A 20,391-nucleotide genomic window follows, 5' to 3' on the forward strand; every position below is an offset into this window, starting at 1 on the left:
CCGACATGGGTTATCAAGTTCACATTCACACCCTGACCAGCGACGAAATCTGTGTTGTCCTCGCAATGCGCCAGATTCACGCAACTTATGCCGAGGCCGAAGCCGCAGCAGCTGAAGACCTGCGAATATTTGTTGAGACGCTGGAGCCTGGATGCCAAGCGGTTCACTCAATCACCGACATTGGACCGGCTACCATCCTGCCTTTCAGGGAGCGATAGCGGCCTGCCCAAACTCCGATTGGCCTCGAACCCTTCGCCCTGGCACTTGCCGGGGTTTTTTTCGACTGGTTAGCATTCGTTCCTCCTAATGAGGGGAACACAGGTATTGAGGGGAACATGCTAACTCGCTGATTTGGTTGACTTGTTCCCCTGTTCCCCCTTGTTCCTCTAGAAATAGGTAAAAGATCAACAGTGCATGTTTGGGTAAGTGTTGGGATTGCGCCTTTCGCAGGAACAGGAGGAACAGGAGGAACAGGAGGAACACTGATCCCTGCTTCGTCAGTGTCACCGCGCCTGTTGCTGAGCGTGTCGTCTGGTGGTCAGCGCTGCTTGCCACACTGAATCCGGATGGCGCACCGAGTTGGTGCGGGGTCGGTCGGTTCCGGGTCCTCCCTCGCGCCCTAGGCCATGCGGGGACATTGCCTCCGCGTAATCCCATATCTGCGTGATCTACCGAATCCAATTTATTAATTATAAAATTCATGTTTATTGGCTTTGGCATGAATGGTATTCATGTATGGAGGTACGTTTTTCAAGACAAATCTAAACCCCTCGCTTGGAAAAACCCCAAGTGGAACGCGCTCCTAGCTTCGCTGAGAATCTAATCGTAAGACCTAATCCATCTATCGAGAATGATTCAATATGCGCTTACTTCAAGACATGATCCGCGCCGCAATGAACCACCAAGGCGGCGTTGCAACCCTCGACGGCAACGGCGACGTTGCGCAGTTCCGCGCTGTTCCGCCTGCCGCAGTTCGCTATGTGACCCTTGGCGAAAACCTTCCGGTAAAGGATGGGGTTCGCACTGTCAGCGCCAAAGAGCTGCGCAGCCAGGGCATCACTGGCCGACTGGAAACCCTGCCAGCGAACGATTATCACGGCGTTGGCTCGCGCAGCTTCCTGCCTGCTGGCACCGCAGTTGGCAAACAGAATGACCTTTCCGTAACTCTGCTGAACAACAGCCTGGTGGCACAGGCCGGTGCCCGCATCATCATCGTGCCAGGCCCTGAGCAAGCCACTACCGGCCCTGGCGTCAACGTCGAGCACCCTGCCGCGTTCGTCGTAGTTGAGGCTGGCAAGTTCGAAGCGGTCGCAGACGGCGCAGACCTGGCAGCAAGCGAAATCCCTTTGAGCCGCACCGAGCTGGCCAAAGACGTGCCTGCCGTTGGTGTCCGCTTCGACCTTACCCGTCGCCAGCTGAAAGACCTGTCCGAAGACGTGACGACCGATGCCATCTGGACCTCCATCGGCATGGGCATGGCCAACGAGGCTGACCGCCTGTTGTTGGCAGTCCTGAACACCGGCACCCTGAATTCGTTCTCTCTGTCCGGTGTCGCCAGTTCCGGCCTGCGCTTCGACGAGCTGCGCGCCATCGCAGGCACTAGCGCAACCGGCGCCGTTGTTGGTACTGACGGCATCCTGCGCGTTGACGGTGTGAGGGCCGAGCTGACCAGCCAGGCCACTGGCACAGTGCTTGGCGCCTTCAGCCGCGCCGCCATCGCTATCGGTGACGACCTGCGATTGACCGCCTTGCGCACCCTGAATGGCGGCTGTCAGATTACCTGCTTCGTCAACATGGAAGCCCTGGTGCCTGATCTGTCTGCGTTCTGGAAGGCAGCCTAATTGTGCACCTGAAGTCCCGAATGGAGGCCGCCGAGGAATCGGCGGTACTTCCGACCAGCGTGGTGTCGATCCTAGTCAACGCAACCATCCACATTCGCCACGGCGAGCAGCGGGCCATCGTCCAGATGGAAGGTTTGACCGGTTTTATCGGCAGTCCTGAATCAACGTCCGCCGCTGTGAAGAAACTGTGGCCCTCGCTGACCGTAGACCAAGTAGATATCGCGACACGCTTCCTGATATCGAATGTAAAAAAACACTTTCGGCAAGCATCGCGCCGTACCAGTTGGGTTAGTAGGTGGTAAATATGAAGCAGACAACAAAACCAGTAACTTTATTAGTCACGCCTGAGCAGTACGAGGTTTTTAAGAAAGAGCAAGCTCGTTTAAACGTTGATACAGGTATTGCTGTAAGTATGAGTCAAACTGTTATCCGCGCAGCAATGTGCGAAATCAAGAGAGCTAAATAAAATGGCGTTGATGAAAAGTAGTGCGGTGGAAGTGCTGACTGAGCTTGAAGCTGCAGGCGTAGATATCAAAAACATCTGCCAACAGTTGCTGGCTCATATCGCATTAACCAGCACCGCTGAGCCTCGCAAGTTGAAGAAGATCGGGCGCCCGATGTCTCCTGGTGCTCGCTTTCGTCGTGAATTAAAGCGGCGAGGGCTGAGAGTAGTCCCGTTCGACGCTCGCTAATACAAACCAATAGGTATTTCCAAATATGCAAACCATTAGCAAATCAATTGCAGTAATGCCGGTCAAGGTAGTGGCCCTTAAACCCATCATGGTTGCCGCCAAGATGGTTGCCGCTGGAACTGAATTCACCATTTTGCTTGAAGATTACAACCTGTCAGCCGGTGAAAACCTGGAATTGGCACCAGGCGAGGAACAACGGATTAATCTCGCGATCCTGGCAACTCATACTAAGCCACGTACTCGCGCAGAGCGCCTGGCCGATGAGGCTGCCCAGCTGATCGAGAACCGCACCGCATTGCGTGACATCGTGGCAGCTTCAGCCGCTCGCGATGCCAATGCCGTCAAGCGCCGCAATGCCCTGGAGCGCTTGCTCCAAGGCGCAATGGCTGAGGGCCAATAACCCATGCCGCGCAAGGCTCGCAATTCGATGGCTGACGACGTGGCCTGCTGGAATGATTGCGTCCAGCTCCTGCTTGGCCCGCCCTCGCTTCAGTTCAATGACGCCGACAAGCGCCGTCGTCAGTCGCTGCACCTGGCGGCTGCCTCTCTGCGTGCAGCTTGCGAACCTCAAATGGCTGCGGCTGTACAGGCTGAGATTGACCGGATGACTTCTGTATGACCGATGCAATACGGTACGAAACGCAAGTAATAGAAGGCTATGTAACCAATCAAGGCGACACGATTGATTACATAGCCTGGAAGATATACGGAACAGACCAAAACAGAACCGTGGAACGTCTACTTGCAGCGAATCCAAATCTTGCTGACCAGGGGGTTATTTTTCCTGCTGGAATTAAAATTGAAACTCCTAAGTTTGAAACGATTTCATCAAAAGGGATTTCCCTATGGACATGATCATCGAGGTATTCGCTAATGGCGAGTAAAAAATTAAACGCGGTAATAACCATTGGTGGCTCAATTGCCAGCAGCCTTGGCTCTGCGTTCAACAATGTTAAGGGCAAGGTCGGCGAAGTCGGCAGCGCCCTTAAGCGCCTTGAGGCTGAACAGCGGACGGTGACCAACGCCATCCAGACGTTCGGCAAGATGGGTAAGAACGTGGATGGGCTTCGCGCTCGCTATGTCGGCCTGACCAGCCAGGTTGACCGCCTGCGGACAGCCCACGAAAACCTGAACGCCATCCAGAACGCTCAGACCGCGAACAGCGCTGAACGCGCTGAAATCATGGGCAAGATATTCGAGACTGCCGCAGTCGGCGCTATCACTATCACGCCAATCGTCCAGGCCGCTCAGTTCGAGACGGCAATGCTTGGCGTTGCAAAGCAGGTCGAAGGCGCTCGCGACTCTAGCGGCAAGCTGACTAAAACCTATTACGAAATGGGCGCGGCTATCCAGCAGCTGGGTAGCGAAATACCTATTGCTACCAACGAGATTGCCGAAATGGTGGCCGCTGGCGCTCGCATGGGCATCGCTAGAAAGGAACTGCTGGGCTTTACACGCAACGCCGCCATGATGTCTTCAGCGTTCGAGCTCCCCGCAGGCCAGCTTGCCGAAGACATGGGCAAAATCGCCGGGCTCTACAAAATCCCGATCAGCAACATCAACGGCTTGGCCGACTCGATCAACTACCTGGACGACAACGCGCAGTCCAAGGGTGGTGACATTATCAACTTCCTGACCCGCGTAGGTGGGTCTGCGTCGTCGGTGAAGATCACCGGCAACTCTATGGCAGCGCTCGGGTCAACGTTGCTGACGCTGGGCGAAACGACCGAGACGGCTGGCACCGCAGTGAACGCTATGTTTGCCAAGTTCGCGGCAGCCGACAAGGGCACCAAAAAGTTCAAAGCTGCCATGGCTGAAATCGACCTGAGCACTGCTGCCGTCCAAGCCGGTATGGCGAAAAACGCCGAAGGCACGCTGCTGAAGATCATCGATCAGGTCGCCAAGCTGCCAGAGCAGAAGAGGGCCGGTGTGCTGGTCGAGCTGGTCGGGCTCGAGCACCAGGATACACTGGCCAAGCTGGTCGGCAACGTCGCTGAGTACCGCAAACAGATTGGTCTGGCCCTCGATCCGAAGGCTATCGGCAGCATGTCGCGTGAATTCCAAGCGACAATGGACACCACGACGGCGCAGTTTAAAACGCTGACCAACTCCGTCACGAAAGTGTCGGTCAACATCGGCTCTACGCTGCTGCCGACCGTCAACCTACTGATGGGCGCCTTTGCCAAGGGCTCGGAAAGCGTAGCGGACTTTTCGCGAGAGCATCCTACCCTGACGCGGGTCATCATCGGAACGACGCTTGCCGTCACAGGTCTGCGCCTGGCCACGCTGGGTGGCGCCTTGGCCTTCACCTACATGAAGGGTGCGGCTCTGTCAGTTGCGGGCGCTCTGGCTGGCGTACAGGGCAGGCTTGCGCTTACCGCAGCTTCCACCAGGTTGCTGGGCGCTGCCACGCTGGTGGCCAATGGCGGTCTAGTGGGCATGGCCACGCGGGCGCTGCCGATGGTGGCGGCTGGCATCCGCATGGTTGGCGTAGCGTTCGTGTCCACCGGCATTGGCGCCATCATCACGGCAATCGCGGTCGGTGGCTTGATGGTCTATCGCAATTGGGACCTGGTGAAATCATTTTTCGACGGCTTCGGCACTGGCGTTGTCCAGGGCATGGCGCCGGTAATCAATGCGGTCACCAATCTTTACAATGGTTTGGGCGTGCTAAAGCCGGTGTTCGATGCTGTTGGAACTGCTGTTAGCGAGGTGTGGCAGTATTTCACCAAGCTCCTTGAGCCGGTGAAATACTCGAGTGAAGCGCTTGCCAAGTCCACTGACAGCGGCCTGACCTTCGGCAGACTGGTAGGCGGTGCCATCAACCTGGCGCTTACCCCACTTCAATTGCTGATCAAAGGCATCACATGGGTTGGCGAGAATGCTGGCGCAATCATGGAGAAGGTCGGCGGCGCGATAGATAAGGTTGCTGCTGGCTGGGAGAAAGCAAAAAGTGCTATCGGGCTAGGTGAAGACGGCAAGGACGGCGAGGCTGGTAAGCCAGGCCGTACCGTGGAAACTGTTGGCGCAGCCATTGGTAAGGCTGGTGTCGTTGCGGCTGCCGCGAATGACAATCAGGCCGCTAGTCCGCCTGTCGTCAATGTGGGTGCCACATTCGCAAACGCAGGGGTTAAGGCGCCAGCCGCTAACGATAACGCACTAATCCCCCTGACCATTCTGCCAAGCATGCCGCCTATGGCCACAAGCCGGGGCAGTAGCCAGACTATCACCAACAACTGGAACCCGACCATCACGGTGCAGGGCGCGCCAGGCATGAATGAACGCCAGCTGGCTGACCTAGTGATTGAGCGGATGAAACAGAAACAGGCTGTAGCCGGTCGAGGCGCGATGCACGACGGCGCGCAGTAATGCGGGTGGTGGGTAGAGTGGTGGGTTAAAACTTACAGAAACAAAAAGGCCCCGTATTACGGGGCCTTCAGCTTGAATATGGCGGTGAAGGAGGGATTCGAACCCTCGATACAATTTCTTGTATACACACTTTCCAGGCGTGCTCCTTAAGCCACTCGGACACCTCACCGTATCTCGACGACAACGTTGTGTCTGTCGAGGCGCGCTAATGTAGTCGAAACCTTTTCCTAACGCAAAACTTTTTTTCAGATTTTTCATGCGCTTAAGCAAATAAACGACGATTCGCCAGTAAAAAGCCTTTGTAGCGGATGCGGCCCTTGGGCAAAGGGCCGCATGTGGTGGAGGCTTCAGGCGCTAAAGCCGCCATCGATGGTCAGGCTGGCACCGGTTATGTAGCCGGCTTCCGGGCCTGCCAGGTAGGCAACGAAGCTGGCGATTTCTTCGCTTGTGCCGTAGCGGGGCAGGGCCATCAGTGCTTTCAGGGTTTCGGCGAATTCGCCCTGCGCCGGGTTCATGTCGGTGTCCACCGGGCCGGGCTGGACGTTGTTGACGGTGATACCCTGCGGGCCGAGGTCGCGGGCCATGCCTTTGGTCAGGCCGATCAGCGCCGACTTGCTCATGGCGTACGTGGCACCGCCCGCAAAGGGCATGCGATCGGCGTTGGTGCTGCCGATGTTGATGATGCGGCCGCCTTCTTCCATGTGCCGAGCGGCTTCCTGGCTGGCGATGAACACGCTGCGCACGTTGATGGCCAGAGTTTTGTCGAAGTCCTGCATGCTGAATTCATTGAGCGGCGCAATGGCCAGAATGCCGGCGTTGTTGACCAGAATATCCAGCCTGCCAAGGGTCTCGGCAGTGGTCTGTACGGCCTGGCGGATGGCTTTTTCGTCGGCGCTGTCGGCGCGAATGGCCAGGGCCCGGCCGCCGTTGGCGACGATGCTGTCCTGAATCTCCAGAGCGTTGACCTCGGAGCTGACGTAGGTAAACGCCACGGCGGCGCCTTCTTTGGCCAGGCGCTGGACGATGGCCGCGCCGATACCGCGTGAGCCGCCCTGCACGAGCGCTACTTTGCCGGCGAGTTTAAGGTGTTCGATCATGATGTTCTCCTTGGGGGCAGGTCTCGGACAGGCCGGAGCCTATCGACGATTGCGACCAGAATAGACCTTGATTGCGATAGTCTTGCTGAACCAAAAGTTCGGACTGATTCATCATGGGTATCCAAGACAACAGCGCGCTGATCCTGATCGACATGCAGCAGGGCATCAATCACCCCAAGCTGGGGCGGCGTAACAATCCGCAGGCCGAGGCGAATATCGGCGCGCTGCTGGGTGCCTGGCGACAATCCGGGCGTCCGGTGATCCACGTCCGGCATTTCTCGACGTCGCCGCAATCAGTGTTCTGGCCGGAGCAGTCGGGGGTCGAGTACCAGCCAGCGTTCTTGCCGCACGCCGATGAGCGGGAATTGAGTAAGCAGGTGCCTGATGCGTTTTGCGGATCGTTTCTGGAGATGTGGTTACGTTCGGACGGGATTGGGCAGGTGGTGATTGTCGGCGTGATCACCAACAATTCGGTCGAGTCCACCGCGCGCAGTGGCGGCAATCTGGGGTTTGATGTGCTGGTCGCGCACGATGCCTGCTTTACCTTCGATCAACAGGACTTCTTCGGCACGCCGCGCAGTGCCGAGGACGTGCATGCAATGTCGCTGGCCAACCTGCACGGTGAATACGCCACGGTCCTGTCCACGGCGCAAATTCTCCAGCAGGTTGCTGTCGAATAAGCGCCGGACGGGTTTACTTGCGGGTTTTCTTCGGGGCTGCGGGAAGCGGGGCGAACAGTGCCTGCAAATCTTCGTCGCGCAATTTCCAGTCGCCGCTGGTGCGACCGTCAAGCACACCCGAGGCCAGCGCTGATTTTTCCCGTTGCAGGCGCTGGATTTTCTCTTCCACGGTGCCGCGCGCGATCATCTTGTAGACGAACACCGGCTTGTCCTGGCCGATACGGTACGCGCGGTCGGTCGCCTGATTTTCCGCTGCCGGGTTCCACCACGGGTCGTAGTGGATCACCGTATCGGCGGCGGTCAGGTTGAGGCCGGTGCCGCCTGCTTTGAGGCTGATCAGGAAGATCGGCAGCTTGCCACTCTGGAAATCATGGATCGGTGTGCGGCGATCGCGAGTCGACCCGGTCAGCAGGGCGTAGGCGATACCGCGTTGCTTGAGCTCTTCCTCGATCAGGCTGAGCATCGAAGTGAACTGCGAGAACAACAGAATCTTGCGACCTTCGGCCAGCAGTTCTTCGAACATCTCCATCAGGCTGTTGAGCTTGCCTGAGGTGCCCTGTTTGCTGTTGACCGGCATGTCCTGATTGACCAGACGCAGGTCGCAGCACACCTGACGCAGCTTGAGCAGCGCTTCGAGAATGATGATCTGGCTGCGTGCCACGCCTTTGCGGGTGATTTCGTCCCTGACCTTTTTATCCATCGCCAGGCGCACGGTTTCGTACACATCGCGCTGCGCGTCGTTGAGGTCTACCCAGTGGATGATCTCGGTCTTGGGTGGCAGTTCGGTCGCGACCTGTTCCTTGGTGCGACGCAGCAGGAACGGCTTGATGCGCGCATTGAGGTGATGCAAGCGGTCCTGGTTGCCGTGCTTTTCGATCGCCGTGCGGTAATTGCTGTTGAATTCCTTGCTGTTGCCCAGCCAACCGGGCATCAGGAAGTGAAACAGCGACCACAGCTCGCCCAGGTGGTTTTCCAATGGCGTGCCGCTCAGGCACAGACGCTGGCGGGCGTTGAGGTTGCGTGCGGCCTGGGCGGCCTTGCTGTTGGGGTTCTTGATGTACTGCGCTTCATCGAGAATCAGCACGTGGAAGGGCTGTTTTTCGAGCAGTTCCAGGTCCCGTGGCAACAGCGCGTAGGTGGTCAGGATCAGGTCGTAATCCTGAAGATTGCCGGCGTCCTGGTGGCGACTGGCGCCGTACAGAGCCAGCACTTTCAAATCCGGGGTGAAGTGCTCGGACTCGTCCAGCCAGTTGGGTATCAGGCTGGTCGGCATGACCGCCAGCGCCGGGCGGTCGAGGCGTCCGGCCTGTTTTTCCATCAGCAGATGAGCGAGGGTCTGCAGGGTCTTGCCCAGGCCCATGTCGTCGGCCAGCACACCGCCGACTTCCAGCTCGCGCAGCGACTGCATCCAGCTCAGGCCTTCCAGCTGATACGGGCGCAGCGTGGCGTTCAGGCCATCGGGCAGGCTGACCGGCGCGTCCTTGATGTTGATCAGGCGTTCGGCAAAGTGACGCAGGCGGTCGCCGCCCTGCCAGGTCAGCGGCAGGTCTTCGAGCTGGGTAAGGCGCGCCGCATCGGCTTTACTCATGCGCAGCGCGTTGTTGCCCTCCTGACGCCAGTAGAAGTCCCCCAGCGTCGCCAGTACCGGCTTGAGTCGGCCATAGGGCAGGGCGATCTGTACCGGGCTGCCGCCGCTTTGCGTGAAGTGGTTGAGCTGCACCAACAATTGTTCTTCGTCCCCGCGCTTGGCCACGGCCGACGGGCTCATCAGTTCGGGATGGCTGCGGATCAGGTTGATCAGAATCGGCAGCAGGCTCAGGCGCTCGCCGTTGACGATGATGCCCAGTTCCAGGTCGAACCAGTCGCGTTCGTTCTCTTCGTCGATGACCGCGTACCAGTCTTCCACCGGCGTGACGTCGAAACCGAACTCGTCCTGAATGTCGATTTCCCAGCCTTGCTCGCGCAGTCGCGGCAGGTCATCAAGGACAAAGTGCAGCCAGGCCTTGTCGTTGGGCAGTTCGTACATGTCGCCGGCGCTGTCGGGCAACGCCTTGCTTTGCCGGGTGGCGACCTTGAAGCCCAGGTCGGCCAGTTCCTGACGCAACTGCCGCTCCCGTTCGCCCTGACGACGGATGCGCAGGGTTTCGGTGTCGGTGTGTTCGATGATGTCGCTTTTCTGATTCACCAGATCGCTGCCCAGCGAACTGACCAGAATGCTGACGTTGGTGGTGCCGACCGCGTAATGCTTGCCGTAGGCAAAGGCCAGCGCGGCACGGTGCTGAATGTGCCGCTGCATGCGCCCGTTGCGCGGTTCGTAGGCACTGAACTCGATGCTGGCCAGAATCAGCCTGGGCCGTGGCTGCAGGTCATCGATCAGGCGCTCCGGCAGCCTGGGTTTTTGCTCGACGGGCTTTTCCGGCTCTTGCTGGTGCGAGGCCAGTGCGGCCTGCAGCAACGGACGGTTTTGCGGGTCCTGCAGAAACAGCAGGGCAGCCACGCAATGTTTGCAATCGTTGCGAACCGGGCAGGTGCATTTGCAGGTCAGGTAATTCTTGTAGCGATCGGGGTCCTTGAACAGCAGTGTCTGGGTATAGATTTCCAGGCCCGAGCCCCGACAGGCGGTGCGGATGATCTGCGGGCTGGAGTCTTCCAGCACGATGCGTTTTTGCCGGGCGTAGTCGCGCCCTCGCTCAAGCGTTCGCTCGTGGAATAGGTCTGTCCAGGCCGCAGCCAGGACTTTTTCGAGAATGGACGACAAGTTTTAAAAAGCCCTACGCCGCAGCGATGCTCAAAAAGAAAGGGGACGCCCGGGCGTCCCTTGCGTACGTAAAGATCAAAGAGGAGAAACCTTGATCAGCAACGCGAGGTTGCCGTTGTCCAGATAGGTCAGCTCACCGTTCTTTACCCTGGCAGTCTGCTTCAATCGTTCACTGCTGATGACCACGCCATGCGGGTCCAGCTGGTTGACCCAGAATTGTGCACCAATATCGGTGAAGCGTGCCATCGCCAGACTCACTGTACCTTCGATCGGGAAATGCCCAAGCCGCTCTTCACCATTGGTGATGGCGACTTTGCCCGGTTCGCTGCCGATGCTCTGCTGCCAGGCGCGCTGCATCAGCACTTCATAGTTGCCACTGCCTTGCAGTTTGCTCGCCAGATCATTGAGGGCGGGGCTTCGTTCATCGTTCGCGTCGATCTTCTGTGCGCCCTTGTCCCAGTTTTCCGGTACAAGCTGGCGGGTCGAGGCCGGCTCGCCGTTCTGGCGAAACAGCAGAATCTCGACCTGATACAGGCCGTCGGCGAACGCGGTCGGCGCGATCAGCGTCAGCAGCAGGATCAATGAACGAAACAGACGCATGCGTGAATCCTTCAAGCAGTTTTCGGGGTCAGGCGCTCAAGCAGCGCTTCGATCGTGTTGAAGCGCTCTTCCGGGCGCTCCATGGGAACCATGAATTTGAACAGCGTGGCACCTTCGAACTTATAGCGGTTGGGCTGGCTCTGGATCAGCTTGATCAGGGTCAGTGGGTCAACCGGCGTCTCGGCCGCGAACTCGATACGGCCACCTTGCGGGCCACCGTCGATTTTCCGGATGCCCAGCTGTTCGGCGTGCAGTTTGAGCAGCGTGATACGCACCAGATTCTTGGTCGGCTCCGGAAGCAGGCCGAAGCGGTCGATCATTTCGACCTGCAGGTCCTTGAGGGCCTCTTCGTCGGCGGCGTTGGCAATGCGCTTGTAGAGAATCAGGCGCGTATGCACATCCGGCAGGTAGGCTTCGGGGATCAGTGCCGGCACGCGCAGGTTGATTTCCGGTCCGCCGCCCAGCGGCTGGTCGAGATTGGGCTGCTCGCCCTTGCGAATCGACTTCACCGCGCGCTCGAGCATTTCCATGTACAGGGTGAAGCCCACCGCCTGGATCTGGCCGCTCTGGCCGTCACCGAGCAGTTCGCCTGCGCCACGGATCTCCAGGTCGTTGGTGGCGAGCACGAAGCCCGCGCCCAGGTCCTGGGTGTTGGCAATCGCTTCCAGACGCTTTTCGGCATCCGGGGTGATCTGTTTGCGTGGCGGGGTCAGCAGGTAGGCATAGGCCTGGTGGTGACTGCGCCCGACGCGACCGCGCAACTGGTGCAACTGGGCCAAACCGAACTTGTCGGCGCGCTCGATGATGATGGTGTTGGCGCTCGGTACGTCGATGCCGGTCTCGATGATGGTCGAGGCGATCAGTACATTGAAGCGCTTGTGGTAGAAGTCGCTCATCACCTGTTCGAGTTCGCGCTCGCGCATCTGCCCGTGGCCGATGCCGATACGCGCCTCCGGCACCAGTTCGGCCAGATCGGCGGCGCATTTCTCGATGGTCTTGACGTCGTTGTGCAGGTAATAGACCTGGCCGCCGCGCAACAGCTCGCGCAGCAGGGCTTCCTTGATGGTCGGCTTGTTCTGCTCCATCACGAAAGTGCGTACCGACAGCCTGCGCGCCGGTGGCGTGGCGATGATCGACAGGTCACGCATGCCCGACACGGCCATGTTCAGGGTGCGCGGGATCGGCGTTGCAGTCAGGGTCAGAATATCGACCTCGCTGCGCAGCGCCTTGAGCTGTTCCTTCTGGCGCACGCCAAACCGGTGTTCTTCGTCGATGATCACCAGACCGAGGTTCTTGATCTTGACGTCATCCTGCAACAGCTTGTGCGTCCCGATAACGATGTCGATCTTGCCCTCGGCCAGATCGGCAACCGCGGCGCTGACTTCCTTGGCTGACTTGAAGCGGCTCATCACCTCGACGGTCACCGGCCAGTCGGCGAAACGGTCGCGGAAACTGTTGTAGTGCTGCTGGGCGAGCAGGGTGGTCGGCACCAGAATGGCCACCTGACGCCCGCCATGCACGGCGATGAAGGCGGCACGCATGGCCACTTCGGTCTTGCCGAAACCCACGTCGCCACAGACCAGACGATCCATCGGCTTGGGCGCCAGCATGTCGGCGCGCACGGCATCGATAGTGGTTTGCTGATCCGGTGTCTCTTCGAACGGGAAGCCTGCGCTGAAGGTCGCGTAATCGGCTTTCGGGTCGGCAAACGCATAACCTTCGCGGGCTGCGCGACGCGCGTAGATATCCAGCAGCTCGGCCGCCACGTCACGCACCTGCTCGGCAGCCTTGCGCTTGGCCTTCTGCCAGGTTTCCGAGCCCAGGCGGTGCAGCGGCGCGGTTTCGTCGTCGCTGCCGGTGTAGCGGGCAATCAGGTGCAGGTTGGCGACCGGGACGTACAGCTTGGCGTCTTCGGCGTAGGCCAGCATCAGGAATTCGGCGACCTGGTTTTCGACTTCCAGGGTCGCGAGCCCGAGATAACGGCCCACGCCATGATCGATGTGCACCACCGGCGCGCCTTCGCGCAGCTCGGTGAGGTTCTTGATGACTGCATCGTTATTGCCGCCGTCGGTGCGCTTTTCGCGGCGACGGCGTTGCATGACGCGCTGGCCGAACAGCGGGCTTTCTGCGATCAGCGCCAGGGCTGGTTGTTCCAGCAGCAGGCCTTCGTCAAGCGGCGCGATAGTGATTGCCAGCCGGTCCTTGCCGTCGACGAAATCCAGCCAGCTGTCGACGGTCTTGGGTCGCAGCTTGAGGCGTTCGAGCAGTTCCAGCAGCACTTCCCGGCGCCCGGCGGACTCCGCGGTGAACAGCACGCGACCGGGGAAGTCATCCAGAAAATTCGACAGGGCCGCCAGTGGTTGAGTGGCCTTGGCTTCGATGGACAGGTCCGGCAGGGACTGCGCCGGGAAGCGCTCGCGTCCGGCACCGGCGTCGACATCCTGCTGGCTGGCGACCACGCGCGGCCAGTTTTTCAGGCGCGCGAAGCAGTCTTCTACCGGGAGAAACAACTCGGCTGGCGGCAGCAGCGGCCGGGCCGGGTCGACGCGGCGTTCTTCATAGCGGTTGCGCACGTCGTTCCAGAAGTTCTCGGCAGCCTGTTCGATGCCCGGCAGGGAGAACACCTGGGTGTCCTGCGGCAGATAATCGAACAGCGTCGAGGTTTCCTCGAAGAACAACGGGATGTAGTACTCGATGCCGGCAGGCGTGATGCCGCTGCTCAAGTCCTGGAAAATCGGGCTGCGCCGGAAGTCCACGTCGAAGCGTTCGCGAAAGCGCGCCTTGAAGCGTGTGACTTCCTCTTTCTGCAGCGGGAATTCACGGGCGGGCAACAGGCGTACCGACTCGACCTTGTCGATGGAGCGCTGGGTGTCCGGGTCGAAGGTACGCAGCGTTTCGATCTCATCGTCGAACAGGTCGATACGAAACGGCAGCTTGCTGCCCATCGGGAACAGATCGATCAGCGCCCCGCGCACGGTGAACTCGCCGTGTTCGTAGACCGTGTCCACATACCGGTAGCCGCTGGCCTCCAGGCGCGTACGCATGGCTTCCACGTCGAGCTTCTGGCCGACATCCAGTACCAGGCTGCTGCCGAGCAGGAATTTGGTCGGCGCCAGTCTGTGTAGGGCGGTGGTGATGGGAACTACCAAAACGCCATGCTCCAGTTCCGGCAGGCGATAAAGGCTGGCAATGCGCTGGGAAATGATGTCCTGGTGCGGCGAAAACAGGTCGTAGGGCAGGGTTTCCCAGTCCGGGAAGTGCAGAACCGGCAGCGTAGGCGCAAAAAACTTCAGCTCTTGCTCGAGCCGCTCGGCGCTTTGGCTGTCGGCGGTCAGGAGCAGGGTGAAGCGCTTCGCCGCGCTGGCGGCTTCGGCAATGGCCAGGCTCAGTGTGGCACCGGGAAGATTGCCCCAGTGTTGTTTGCCTGCAGCGGCAGAAAGATGCGGTAGACGCAGAACTGGCACGGGAAGGTCGGGCTCCAGGCGTTGCAACAGGGGCGGCGATTGTAACGGGGGAAGGTGGTGGCTGTCAGTTTTCCGGAGTATTACCGAGTGTTTACGGGCGAAAATTATGTAGTGCGCGTCGATATGACAGCCGTGCATTGCTCATAAACAAAGGCGCGGTCATAATGTAGCCCCTTTTTTCAGCCCCTACATGTGGAAGGTTCCCGTGACTCAGAAGCCCGACCAGTGTCTTGGTGAATGGATTGATCGTGAAGCTCTCGCCGAAGCGATGATCCCGCTCATCGGTCAGCTCTACCGCAATAATAATGTGGTGAGCTCGATCTATGGCCGTAGCCTGATCAACCGTTCAGTCATCGCGATTCTCAAAGCTCACCGCTTTGCGCGTCATCGTCAGTCCGATGCGGTTGAGTTGTCCGTACACGAGACGTTCCCGCTGATCAAGGCGATGAGCGAGCTCAAGCTGGGTGCCGCTTCGGTGGACCTGGGCAAACTGGCCGTGAAGTTCAAGACCGAAGGCAATGGCCGCACGCCAGAGCAGTTTGTTCGCGAAGAACTGGCCAGTGTAGTGGGTCAGCAGGGCACCAGCCCACGCAAGGGCACCGATGTCGTGCTGTATGGTTTCGGTCGTATCGGCCGCCTGCTGGCGCGGATCCTGATCGAGAAGACCGGTGGTGGCGACGGCCTGCGTCTGCGCGCCATCGTGGTCCGCAAGGGCGCGGAAAACGATCTGGTCAAGCGCGCCAGCCTGCTGCGCCGTGACTCGGTTCACGGTCCGTTCGATGGCACCATCACCATCGACGAAGCCAACAGCACGCTCACCGCCAACGGCAACCTGATTCAGGTGATCTACGCCAAGAACCCGTCCGAGGTGGATTACACCCAGTACGGTATCAAGGACGCTCTGCTGGTGGACAACACCGGTGTATGGCGTGATGCCGACGGTCTGGGTCAGCATCTGGCCTGCCCGGGCATCGACCGCGTGGTCCTGACCGCGCCGGGCAAGGGCAAGCTGAAGAACATCGTGCACGGTATCAACCACGGTGAAATCACTGCGGACGACAAAATCGTCTCGGCGGCATCCTGCACCACCAACGCCATCGTGCCGGTGCTCAAGGCGGTCAACGACAAGTTCGGCATCACCAACGGTCACGTCGAAACGGTTCACTCGTACACCAACGACCAGAACCTGATCGACAACTTCCACAAGGGCGACCGTCGTGGCCGTAGCGCTGCATTGAACATGGTCATCACCGAAACCGGTGCCGCTACTGCTGCTGCCAAGGCATTGCCTGAGCTGGCCGGCAAGCTGACCGGCAACGCTATTCGCGTTCCGACGCCGAACGTGTCCATGGCCATTCTCAACCTCAACCTCGAGAAGCAGACCACTCGCGAAGAAATGAACGAGTACCTGCGCTACATGGCGCTGCACTCGGACCTGCACAAGCAGATCGACTTCGTGAACTCGCAGGAAGTGGTCTCCACTGACTTCGTCGGCTCGCGTCACGCCGGTGTGGTGGACGCCGAAGCGACCATCGTCAATGACAACCGCGTTGTGCTGTACGTCTGGTACGACAACGAATTCGGTTACAGCCATCAGGTAGTTCGCGTGATGGAAGACATGGCAGACGTCAATCCGCCAGCATTCCCGCAGTAAACGTTGAACGCTTGAGCTGCCCGGTCTGACCGGGGCAGCAGATAAACGGGCCGATCCCTGCGCAAGCAGGCTTCGGCCCGTTTTGTTTTGTGGCTGGCCATGAGAATCTGTCACGCGCAGATTTTCTGGACGATGGAGTATCAAGGATGAGCAGTTCGGCCCTGGACGGTTCGCAACACCCCCTCAAAAGCAGCTTCTTCCTGCTGTTTCTGACGATCTTCATCCCCTTCGGGCTGGGGCATTTCGTTTCCTACCTGTTTCGTACCGTCAATGCGGTGATCTACGTCGATCTGCAAACTGACCTGAGCTTGCCCGCCAGCAGTCTGGGTTTGCTGACCGGCGTGTACTTTCTGACCTTCGCCGCCGCGCAGATTCCGCTCGGCGTCATGCTGGACCGCTATGGGCCACGCAGCGTTCAGGCGCCGATGCTGTTGTTCGCGGTTGCCGGTTCGGTCATCTTCAGTATTTCCAGCACCGAAACCGGGTTGTTGATCGGGCGTGGTCTGATCGGCCTGGGGGTGGCGGGTTCGCTGATGAGCGCCATCAAGGCGTGTGCCATCTGGTTGCCGGTCGAGCGTTTGCCACTGAGTACCGCCTGTCTGCTGTCGATTGGCGGGCTGGGCGCGATGGCGTCGACTACGCCTTTGCATGCGCTGCTGGGCTGGTTGACTTGGCGAGAGGCGTTTCTTGTTCTGGCGCTGCTGACCTTTTGTGTGGCGGTGGTCATACACCTCAGCGTCCCCAAAGCCTACGAAAGCAAAAACACGCGATACAGCGATATGTTTGCCGCGGTCGGCAAACTGTACTCGTCGTGGACGTTCTGGCGTCTGGCGCTGTACTCGGTGTTCGCGCACGCCATCTACATGTCGGTCCTGTCTCTTTGGATGGGGCCGTGGTTACGTGATATGGCGGGCTTGAGCGATTCCGGGATGGCCAATGTGCTGTTGTTCGGAGCTATCGCGATGGTGGCGGGGTCTCTGACGTTCGGCGCGATCACCGATTATCTGCGCAGGTTCGGTGTGCAGCCGATCATGATCTGTGGCACCGGTATGGTGATCTTTATCGGTTTTCAGGTGCTGATGGCCAGCGGCTTGCCGGTATCGCCTTACCTGATTGCCATGGGCTTCAGCTTCTTCGGCACCTCGACGACCATGAACTACGCCATTGTGGCGCAATCGGTATCACCGGAACTGGCGGGCAGGGTGAGTTCTTCATTCAATCTGGTGGTATTCGTGCTGGCGTTTTTCCTCCAGTGGCTGATGGGCGCTGTCCTTAATCTGTGGCCAGCATCTCAGGGCGCCGGTCACTCGTTCGAGGCTTACCAGTGGTCGTTGGGCCTCATGATTGCCCTGCAATTGCCTGGCGTGCTGCTCTGGCTCAGCTTCCGTCCCTGGAAACGCAGGGCCTGAAACGCAAAACCCCGGCCGAGAGTCTCTCGAGCCGGGGTTTTCTTTTGCGATGCAGCGATCGATCAGCTGGCGGAAGCCGGCACAGGCGCTTCAAGCTTTTGCCCGCCCTTGCGGAACAGCACCAGCGTGGCCACCAGGCCCAGCACTGCTGCGCCGGTCAGCCAGATGCCTGGCGCTGCCTTGTTGCCCAATTCGTGAATCAGGTAAGTACAGGCCGCCGGGGTGAAGCCGCCGAAGGTCGCGGTCGCGAGGCTGTAGGCCAGCGAGAAACCCGTGGTGCGGACTTCGACCGGCATGATCTCGGTCAGCGCCACGACCATCGCGCCGTTGTAGGAGCCGTACAGGAACGAGAACCACAACTCGACCATCAGCAGGTTGCCGAAGCTCGGGTGTGCGACCAGCCACGACAGGGCAGGGTAAGCAGTGGCGATGGCCAGCACGGTCGCGGCAATCAGCAGCGGCTTGCGGCCGATGCGATCGGAGAAAGAACCCATGATCGGCAGCCAGATGAAGTTGGACACACCCACGCAGACCGTCACCAGCAGGCTTTCCAGGTCGGTCAGGTTCAGTTCGTTCTTGCCGAAGGTCGGAGTGTAGGCGGTGATCAGGTAGAACGACACGGTGGTCATCACCACCAATGCCATGCCGCCCAGCACCAGGCCAAAGTTCTGGCTGATGGAGCGCACCACTTCACGCAGCGTTGGGCGATGGGTACGGGCTTCGAACTCCGGGGACTCTTCCAGCGAGCGACGGATGATGAAGATCGCCGGCACGATCAGGCAGCCGATCAGGAACGGCACGCGCCAGCCCCATTCGCCCATCTGCTCAGGGCTCAGCCAGTGGTTCAGACCCACGCCCAGCAAGCCGGCGAAGACCACGGCGGCCTGTTGGCTGGCGGACTGCCAGCTGACGAAGAAGCCTTTGCGGCCCGGTGTCGAGATTTCAGCCAGATACACCGAAACGCCACCCAGTTCCACACCCGCCGAGAAACCTTGCAGCAAACGACCGAGTAGCACCAGCAAGGGTGCGATGACACCCAGTGTGGCGTAGCCCGGCACGCAGGCAATCAACAGAGTGCCCATTGCCATCATCGCGAGGGTGATAATCAGCCCTTTGCGACGCCCGTGACGGTCGATGTAAGCACCGAGAAAAATCGCGCCCAGAGGACGCATGAGGAAGCCTGCGCCGAAGGTCGCCAGCGACAGCATCAACGAAGCGAAAGCGCTGTCGGAAGGGAAGAAGGTTTTTGCGATGGCCGTGGCGTAGAAGCCATAGACCATGAAATCGAACATCTCGAGGAAGTTACCGCTGACAACGCGAAAGATCGCTTTGCCCTTACTTGTTGTGGAGGCCATTTAGTTACTCGCTCAGGCTCGTCGGCTTGGAGTCCGTTGTCGTTTTTATCCCGTTCGCATCGTCACTTCGTGTGTGCAACTGGCGATGCGCACTTGTAACAGTATGTGTAACAGGGCTCAAAGACAACCGTTTCGGCGATTTGCTATCGGTTAACTGACGCTTGACAGGTCAAGACAATTGAGATCTTGCGGCGTGTCATTTTGATGAAACCTGATGAACAGGCATGTCACGCAGGGATCATAAGTCGCCTTCGACCACTCAATATGCCGGTTGGCCTTGTATTGGGGTTGTTCACGGGGTGTCAGGGCGGGTTTATGGACGCTTTTCTGTCTTGTTCGCCGATGGCGGCAAGTCACTTTGAAGGTTTTTATAGTGCGGGGCATGGGTTTGCGTAGGTTTGGCAAGGTTGCAGGGTGCCTCGTGTTGCTGGTGTGCGGTGGTTGTGGCCAGGAACGCAAGCTGGAAAGCTTTGGCGGGCCGACCATGGGCAGCCATTATTCCGTGATGTATGCGCGCGCTTCCGGGCAGCCAGAGCCTGCGGCTGTGCGTCCCGAGGTTGAAGCGATTCTGGACGAGGTCGATCAGCAGATGTCGCTCTGGCGCACTGATTCTGATATCGAACGCTTTAATGCATTGCCTGCCAATAGCTGCCAGGCGATGCCGGAACCGGTCTTGAAGATGATCGGTGTGGGCGAACAGCTATCGCAGGAGAGCGACGGTGCCTTCGATCTGACGATCAAGCCGCTGATGGACCTGTGGGGATTGGGGCCTCATATGCTGTTCGAGCAGATGCCGCTGGTGCGGCAACTGGCCCGGACTCAGGCGCTGGTCGGCTATCGCAACCTGCGCATCGTCGGCGACCGGTTGTGCAAGAGTGCTGCCGTGCAAGTGGACCTCAACAGCATCGCCGCCGGCTATGCGGTAGATCGCATCAGCGAGCGGATGGACGCGCTCGGCTTGCACGATTATCTGGTGCAGGCTACGGGTGAACTGAAAGTCAGCGGGCTCAAGCCTGACGGCTCGCCCTGGCGAGTGACGCTCGATGCGCCGCTCGATGATGGCAATGTCACGCAAAAGGTATTTCCGCTGAAGGGCTACGCCGTATCTACGTCGGGCGATTATCGTCGTTACATCGACCATGACGGGTGGCGCATTTCCGATACGCTCGATGCCTTGACCGGTAAGCCGACCAGCCACGGCCTGGCGTCGGTGACCGTCATTCATCCCTCGGCGCTGATGGCCGACGGTCTGTCCTCCCTGCTGTTGATTCTCGGCCCGCAACAGGGCTGGAATTATGCGCAAGAACATAAAATCCCTGCTTTTTTTGTGATTCGTGCCGATAAGCGCTTTATCATCCGCAGCAACGCGTCGTTTGATCGTCTGGTCGTGGAGCAGTTGCGCTAATTCAACATGCCGGATCAGCCGGTCACTGGCGCCTCGTGCAGACAAAAATTGGCCTTCGACGCGACCA

17 protein-coding genes and 1 tRNA gene are annotated in these 20,391 nt (G+C 59.2%); 12 read left to right on the plus strand and 6 right to left on the minus strand.

What is annotated here, in order from left to right:
• Positions 1-5 precede the first annotated feature (5 nt).
• From AO388_RS01080 to AO388_RS01110, 8 genes are all read left to right on the plus strand, one after another.
• Entirely contained in the window at positions 6-218 is a 213-nt protein-coding gene (locus AO388_RS01080) for a hypothetical protein (protein WP_058415930.1), read from the plus strand.
• Between the two features lie 642 nt (positions 219-860).
• Complete coding sequence (locus tag AO388_RS01085; RefSeq protein ID WP_058415931.1) at positions 861-1,841, plus strand: hypothetical protein; 981 nt, start codon at positions 861-863, stop codon at positions 1,839-1,841.
• A gap of 20 nt (positions 1,842-1,861) precedes the next feature.
• Positions 1,862-2,143 (plus strand): hypothetical protein, encoded by a 282-nt coding sequence (locus AO388_RS01090; protein ID WP_058415932.1) that lies wholly within the window; start codon positions 1,862-1,864, stop codon positions 2,141-2,143.
• Between the two features lie 2 nt (positions 2,144-2,145).
• Positions 2,146-2,307, plus strand: a complete 162-nt coding sequence (locus tag AO388_RS29105) for a hypothetical protein (protein ID WP_161937147.1) — start codon at positions 2,146-2,148, stop codon at positions 2,305-2,307.
• A gap of 1 nt (position 2,308) precedes the next feature.
• Complete coding sequence (locus AO388_RS01095; protein WP_058415933.1) at positions 2,309-2,533, plus strand: hypothetical protein; 225 nt, start codon at positions 2,309-2,311, stop codon at positions 2,531-2,533.
• A gap of 25 nt (positions 2,534-2,558) precedes the next feature.
• The gene (locus AO388_RS01100; RefSeq protein WP_153003951.1) at positions 2,559-2,933 is read left to right on the plus strand and encodes a hypothetical protein; all 375 of its coding nucleotides are present in this window, start codon (positions 2,559-2,561) and stop codon (positions 2,931-2,933) included.
• A 215-nt stretch (positions 2,934-3,148) separates the two neighbouring features.
• Positions 3,149-3,388 (plus strand): tail protein X, encoded by a 240-nt coding sequence (locus tag AO388_RS26895; protein WP_083515747.1) that lies wholly within the window; start codon positions 3,149-3,151, stop codon positions 3,386-3,388.
• Between the two features lie 18 nt (positions 3,389-3,406).
• Positions 3,407-5,902 (plus strand): phage tail tape measure protein, encoded by a 2,496-nt coding sequence (locus AO388_RS01110; RefSeq protein ID WP_058415936.1) that lies wholly within the window; start codon positions 3,407-3,409, stop codon positions 5,900-5,902.
• Between the two features lie 79 nt (positions 5,903-5,981).
• Here AO388_RS01110 and AO388_RS01115 read toward each other — a convergent pair.
• Together AO388_RS01115 and AO388_RS01120 are read right to left on the minus strand one after the other, a co-directional pair.
• Positions 5,982-6,071, minus strand: a tRNA-Ser gene (locus AO388_RS01115).
• Positions 6,072-6,249: 178 nt separating this feature from the next.
• The gene (locus AO388_RS01120) at positions 6,250-6,999 is read right to left on the minus strand and encodes a 3-oxoacyl-ACP reductase family protein (RefSeq protein ID WP_005744370.1); all 750 of its coding nucleotides are present in this window, start codon (positions 6,997-6,999) and stop codon (positions 6,250-6,252) included.
• A gap of 113 nt (positions 7,000-7,112) precedes the next feature.
• On the opposite strand from AO388_RS01120, the gene AO388_RS01125 reads away from it, so the two are divergent.
• On the plus strand, positions 7,113-7,679 hold the full coding sequence (locus AO388_RS01125; protein WP_058415937.1) for a cysteine hydrolase family protein: 567 nt from the start codon (positions 7,113-7,115) through the stop codon (positions 7,677-7,679).
• A 13-nt stretch (positions 7,680-7,692) separates the two neighbouring features.
• Here the strand turns inward: AO388_RS01125 and AO388_RS01130 are convergent, their stop codons facing one another.
• The 3 genes from AO388_RS01130 to mfd form a co-directional block, all read right to left on the minus strand.
• Complete coding sequence (locus tag AO388_RS01130) at positions 7,693-10,437, minus strand: DEAD/DEAH box helicase (protein WP_058415938.1); 2,745 nt, start codon at positions 10,435-10,437, stop codon at positions 7,693-7,695.
• Positions 10,438-10,512: 75 nt separating this feature from the next.
• The gene (locus AO388_RS01135) at positions 10,513-11,037 is read right to left on the minus strand and encodes a CsiV family protein (protein ID WP_003436629.1); all 525 of its coding nucleotides are present in this window, start codon (positions 11,035-11,037) and stop codon (positions 10,513-10,515) included.
• Between the two features lie 11 nt (positions 11,038-11,048).
• Entirely contained in the window at positions 11,049-14,501 is a 3,453-nt protein-coding gene (gene mfd, locus AO388_RS01140) for a transcription-repair coupling factor (RefSeq protein WP_003436628.1), read from the minus strand.
• Between the two features lie 190 nt (positions 14,502-14,691).
• Here mfd and AO388_RS01145 point away from each other — a divergent pair, with 190 nt between their 5' ends.
• Both AO388_RS01145 and AO388_RS01150 read left to right on the plus strand, forming a co-directional pair.
• On the plus strand, positions 14,692-16,155 hold the full coding sequence (locus AO388_RS01145) for a glyceraldehyde-3-phosphate dehydrogenase (RefSeq protein WP_003371610.1): 1,464 nt from the start codon (positions 14,692-14,694) through the stop codon (positions 16,153-16,155).
• Between the two features lie 146 nt (positions 16,156-16,301).
• The gene (locus tag AO388_RS01150) at positions 16,302-17,564 is read left to right on the plus strand and encodes an MFS transporter (protein ID WP_058415939.1); all 1,263 of its coding nucleotides are present in this window, start codon (positions 16,302-16,304) and stop codon (positions 17,562-17,564) included.
• Between the two features lie 62 nt (positions 17,565-17,626).
• On the opposite strand, the gene AO388_RS01155 is transcribed toward AO388_RS01150, so the two are convergent.
• Positions 17,627-18,919, minus strand: a complete 1,293-nt coding sequence (locus tag AO388_RS01155) for an MFS transporter (RefSeq protein ID WP_058415940.1) — start codon at positions 18,917-18,919, stop codon at positions 17,627-17,629.
• Positions 18,920-19,301: 382 nt separating this feature from the next.
• On the opposite strand from AO388_RS01155, the gene AO388_RS01160 reads away from it, so the two are divergent.
• Positions 19,302-20,324, plus strand: a complete 1,023-nt coding sequence (locus AO388_RS01160; protein WP_161937148.1) for an FAD:protein FMN transferase — start codon at positions 19,302-19,304, stop codon at positions 20,322-20,324.
• The last annotated feature ends 67 nt before the right edge of the window (positions 20,325-20,391 follow it).

This window comes from Pseudomonas sp. ICMP 10191 (assembly GCF_001467335.1).
GTDB classification, from domain to species: domain Bacteria; phylum Pseudomonadota; class Gammaproteobacteria; order Pseudomonadales; family Pseudomonadaceae; genus Aquipseudomonas; species Aquipseudomonas cerasi.

Coding starts and splice junctions, on each gene's coding strand:
- AO388_RS01080 (WP_058415930.1), top strand. CDS start 6: ATGGGTTATCAAGTTCACATTCACACCCTGACCAGCGACGAAATCTGT.
- AO388_RS01085 (WP_058415931.1), top strand. CDS start 861: ATGCGCTTACTTCAAGACATGATCCGCGCCGCAATGAACCACCAAGGC.
- AO388_RS01090 (WP_058415932.1), top strand. CDS start 1,862: ATGGAGGCCGCCGAGGAATCGGCGGTACTTCCGACCAGCGTGGTGTCG.
- AO388_RS29105 (WP_161937147.1), top strand. CDS start 2,146: ATGAAGCAGACAACAAAACCAGTAACTTTATTAGTCACGCCTGAGCAG.
- AO388_RS01095 (WP_058415933.1), top strand. CDS start 2,309: ATGGCGTTGATGAAAAGTAGTGCGGTGGAAGTGCTGACTGAGCTTGAA.
- AO388_RS01100 (WP_153003951.1), top strand. CDS start 2,559: ATGCAAACCATTAGCAAATCAATTGCAGTAATGCCGGTCAAGGTAGTG.
- AO388_RS26895 (WP_083515747.1), top strand. CDS start 3,149: ATGACCGATGCAATACGGTACGAAACGCAAGTAATAGAAGGCTATGTA.
- AO388_RS01110 (WP_058415936.1), top strand. CDS start 3,407: ATGGCGAGTAAAAAATTAAACGCGGTAATAACCATTGGTGGCTCAATT.
- AO388_RS01120 (WP_005744370.1), bottom strand. CDS start 6,999: ATGATCGAACACCTTAAACTCGCCGGCAAAGTAGCGCTCGTGCAGGGC.
- AO388_RS01125 (WP_058415937.1), top strand. CDS start 7,113: ATGGGTATCCAAGACAACAGCGCGCTGATCCTGATCGACATGCAGCAG.
- AO388_RS01135 (WP_003436629.1), bottom strand. CDS start 11,037: ATGCGTCTGTTTCGTTCATTGATCCTGCTGCTGACGCTGATCGCGCCG.
- AO388_RS01145 (WP_003371610.1), top strand. CDS start 14,692: ATGTGGAAGGTTCCCGTGACTCAGAAGCCCGACCAGTGTCTTGGTGAA.
- AO388_RS01150 (WP_058415939.1), top strand. CDS start 16,302: ATGAGCAGTTCGGCCCTGGACGGTTCGCAACACCCCCTCAAAAGCAGC.
- AO388_RS01155 (WP_058415940.1), bottom strand. CDS start 18,919: ATGGCCTCCACAACAAGTAAGGGCAAAGCGATCTTTCGCGTTGTCAGC.
- AO388_RS01160 (WP_161937148.1), top strand. CDS start 19,302: ATGGGTTTGCGTAGGTTTGGCAAGGTTGCAGGGTGCCTCGTGTTGCTG.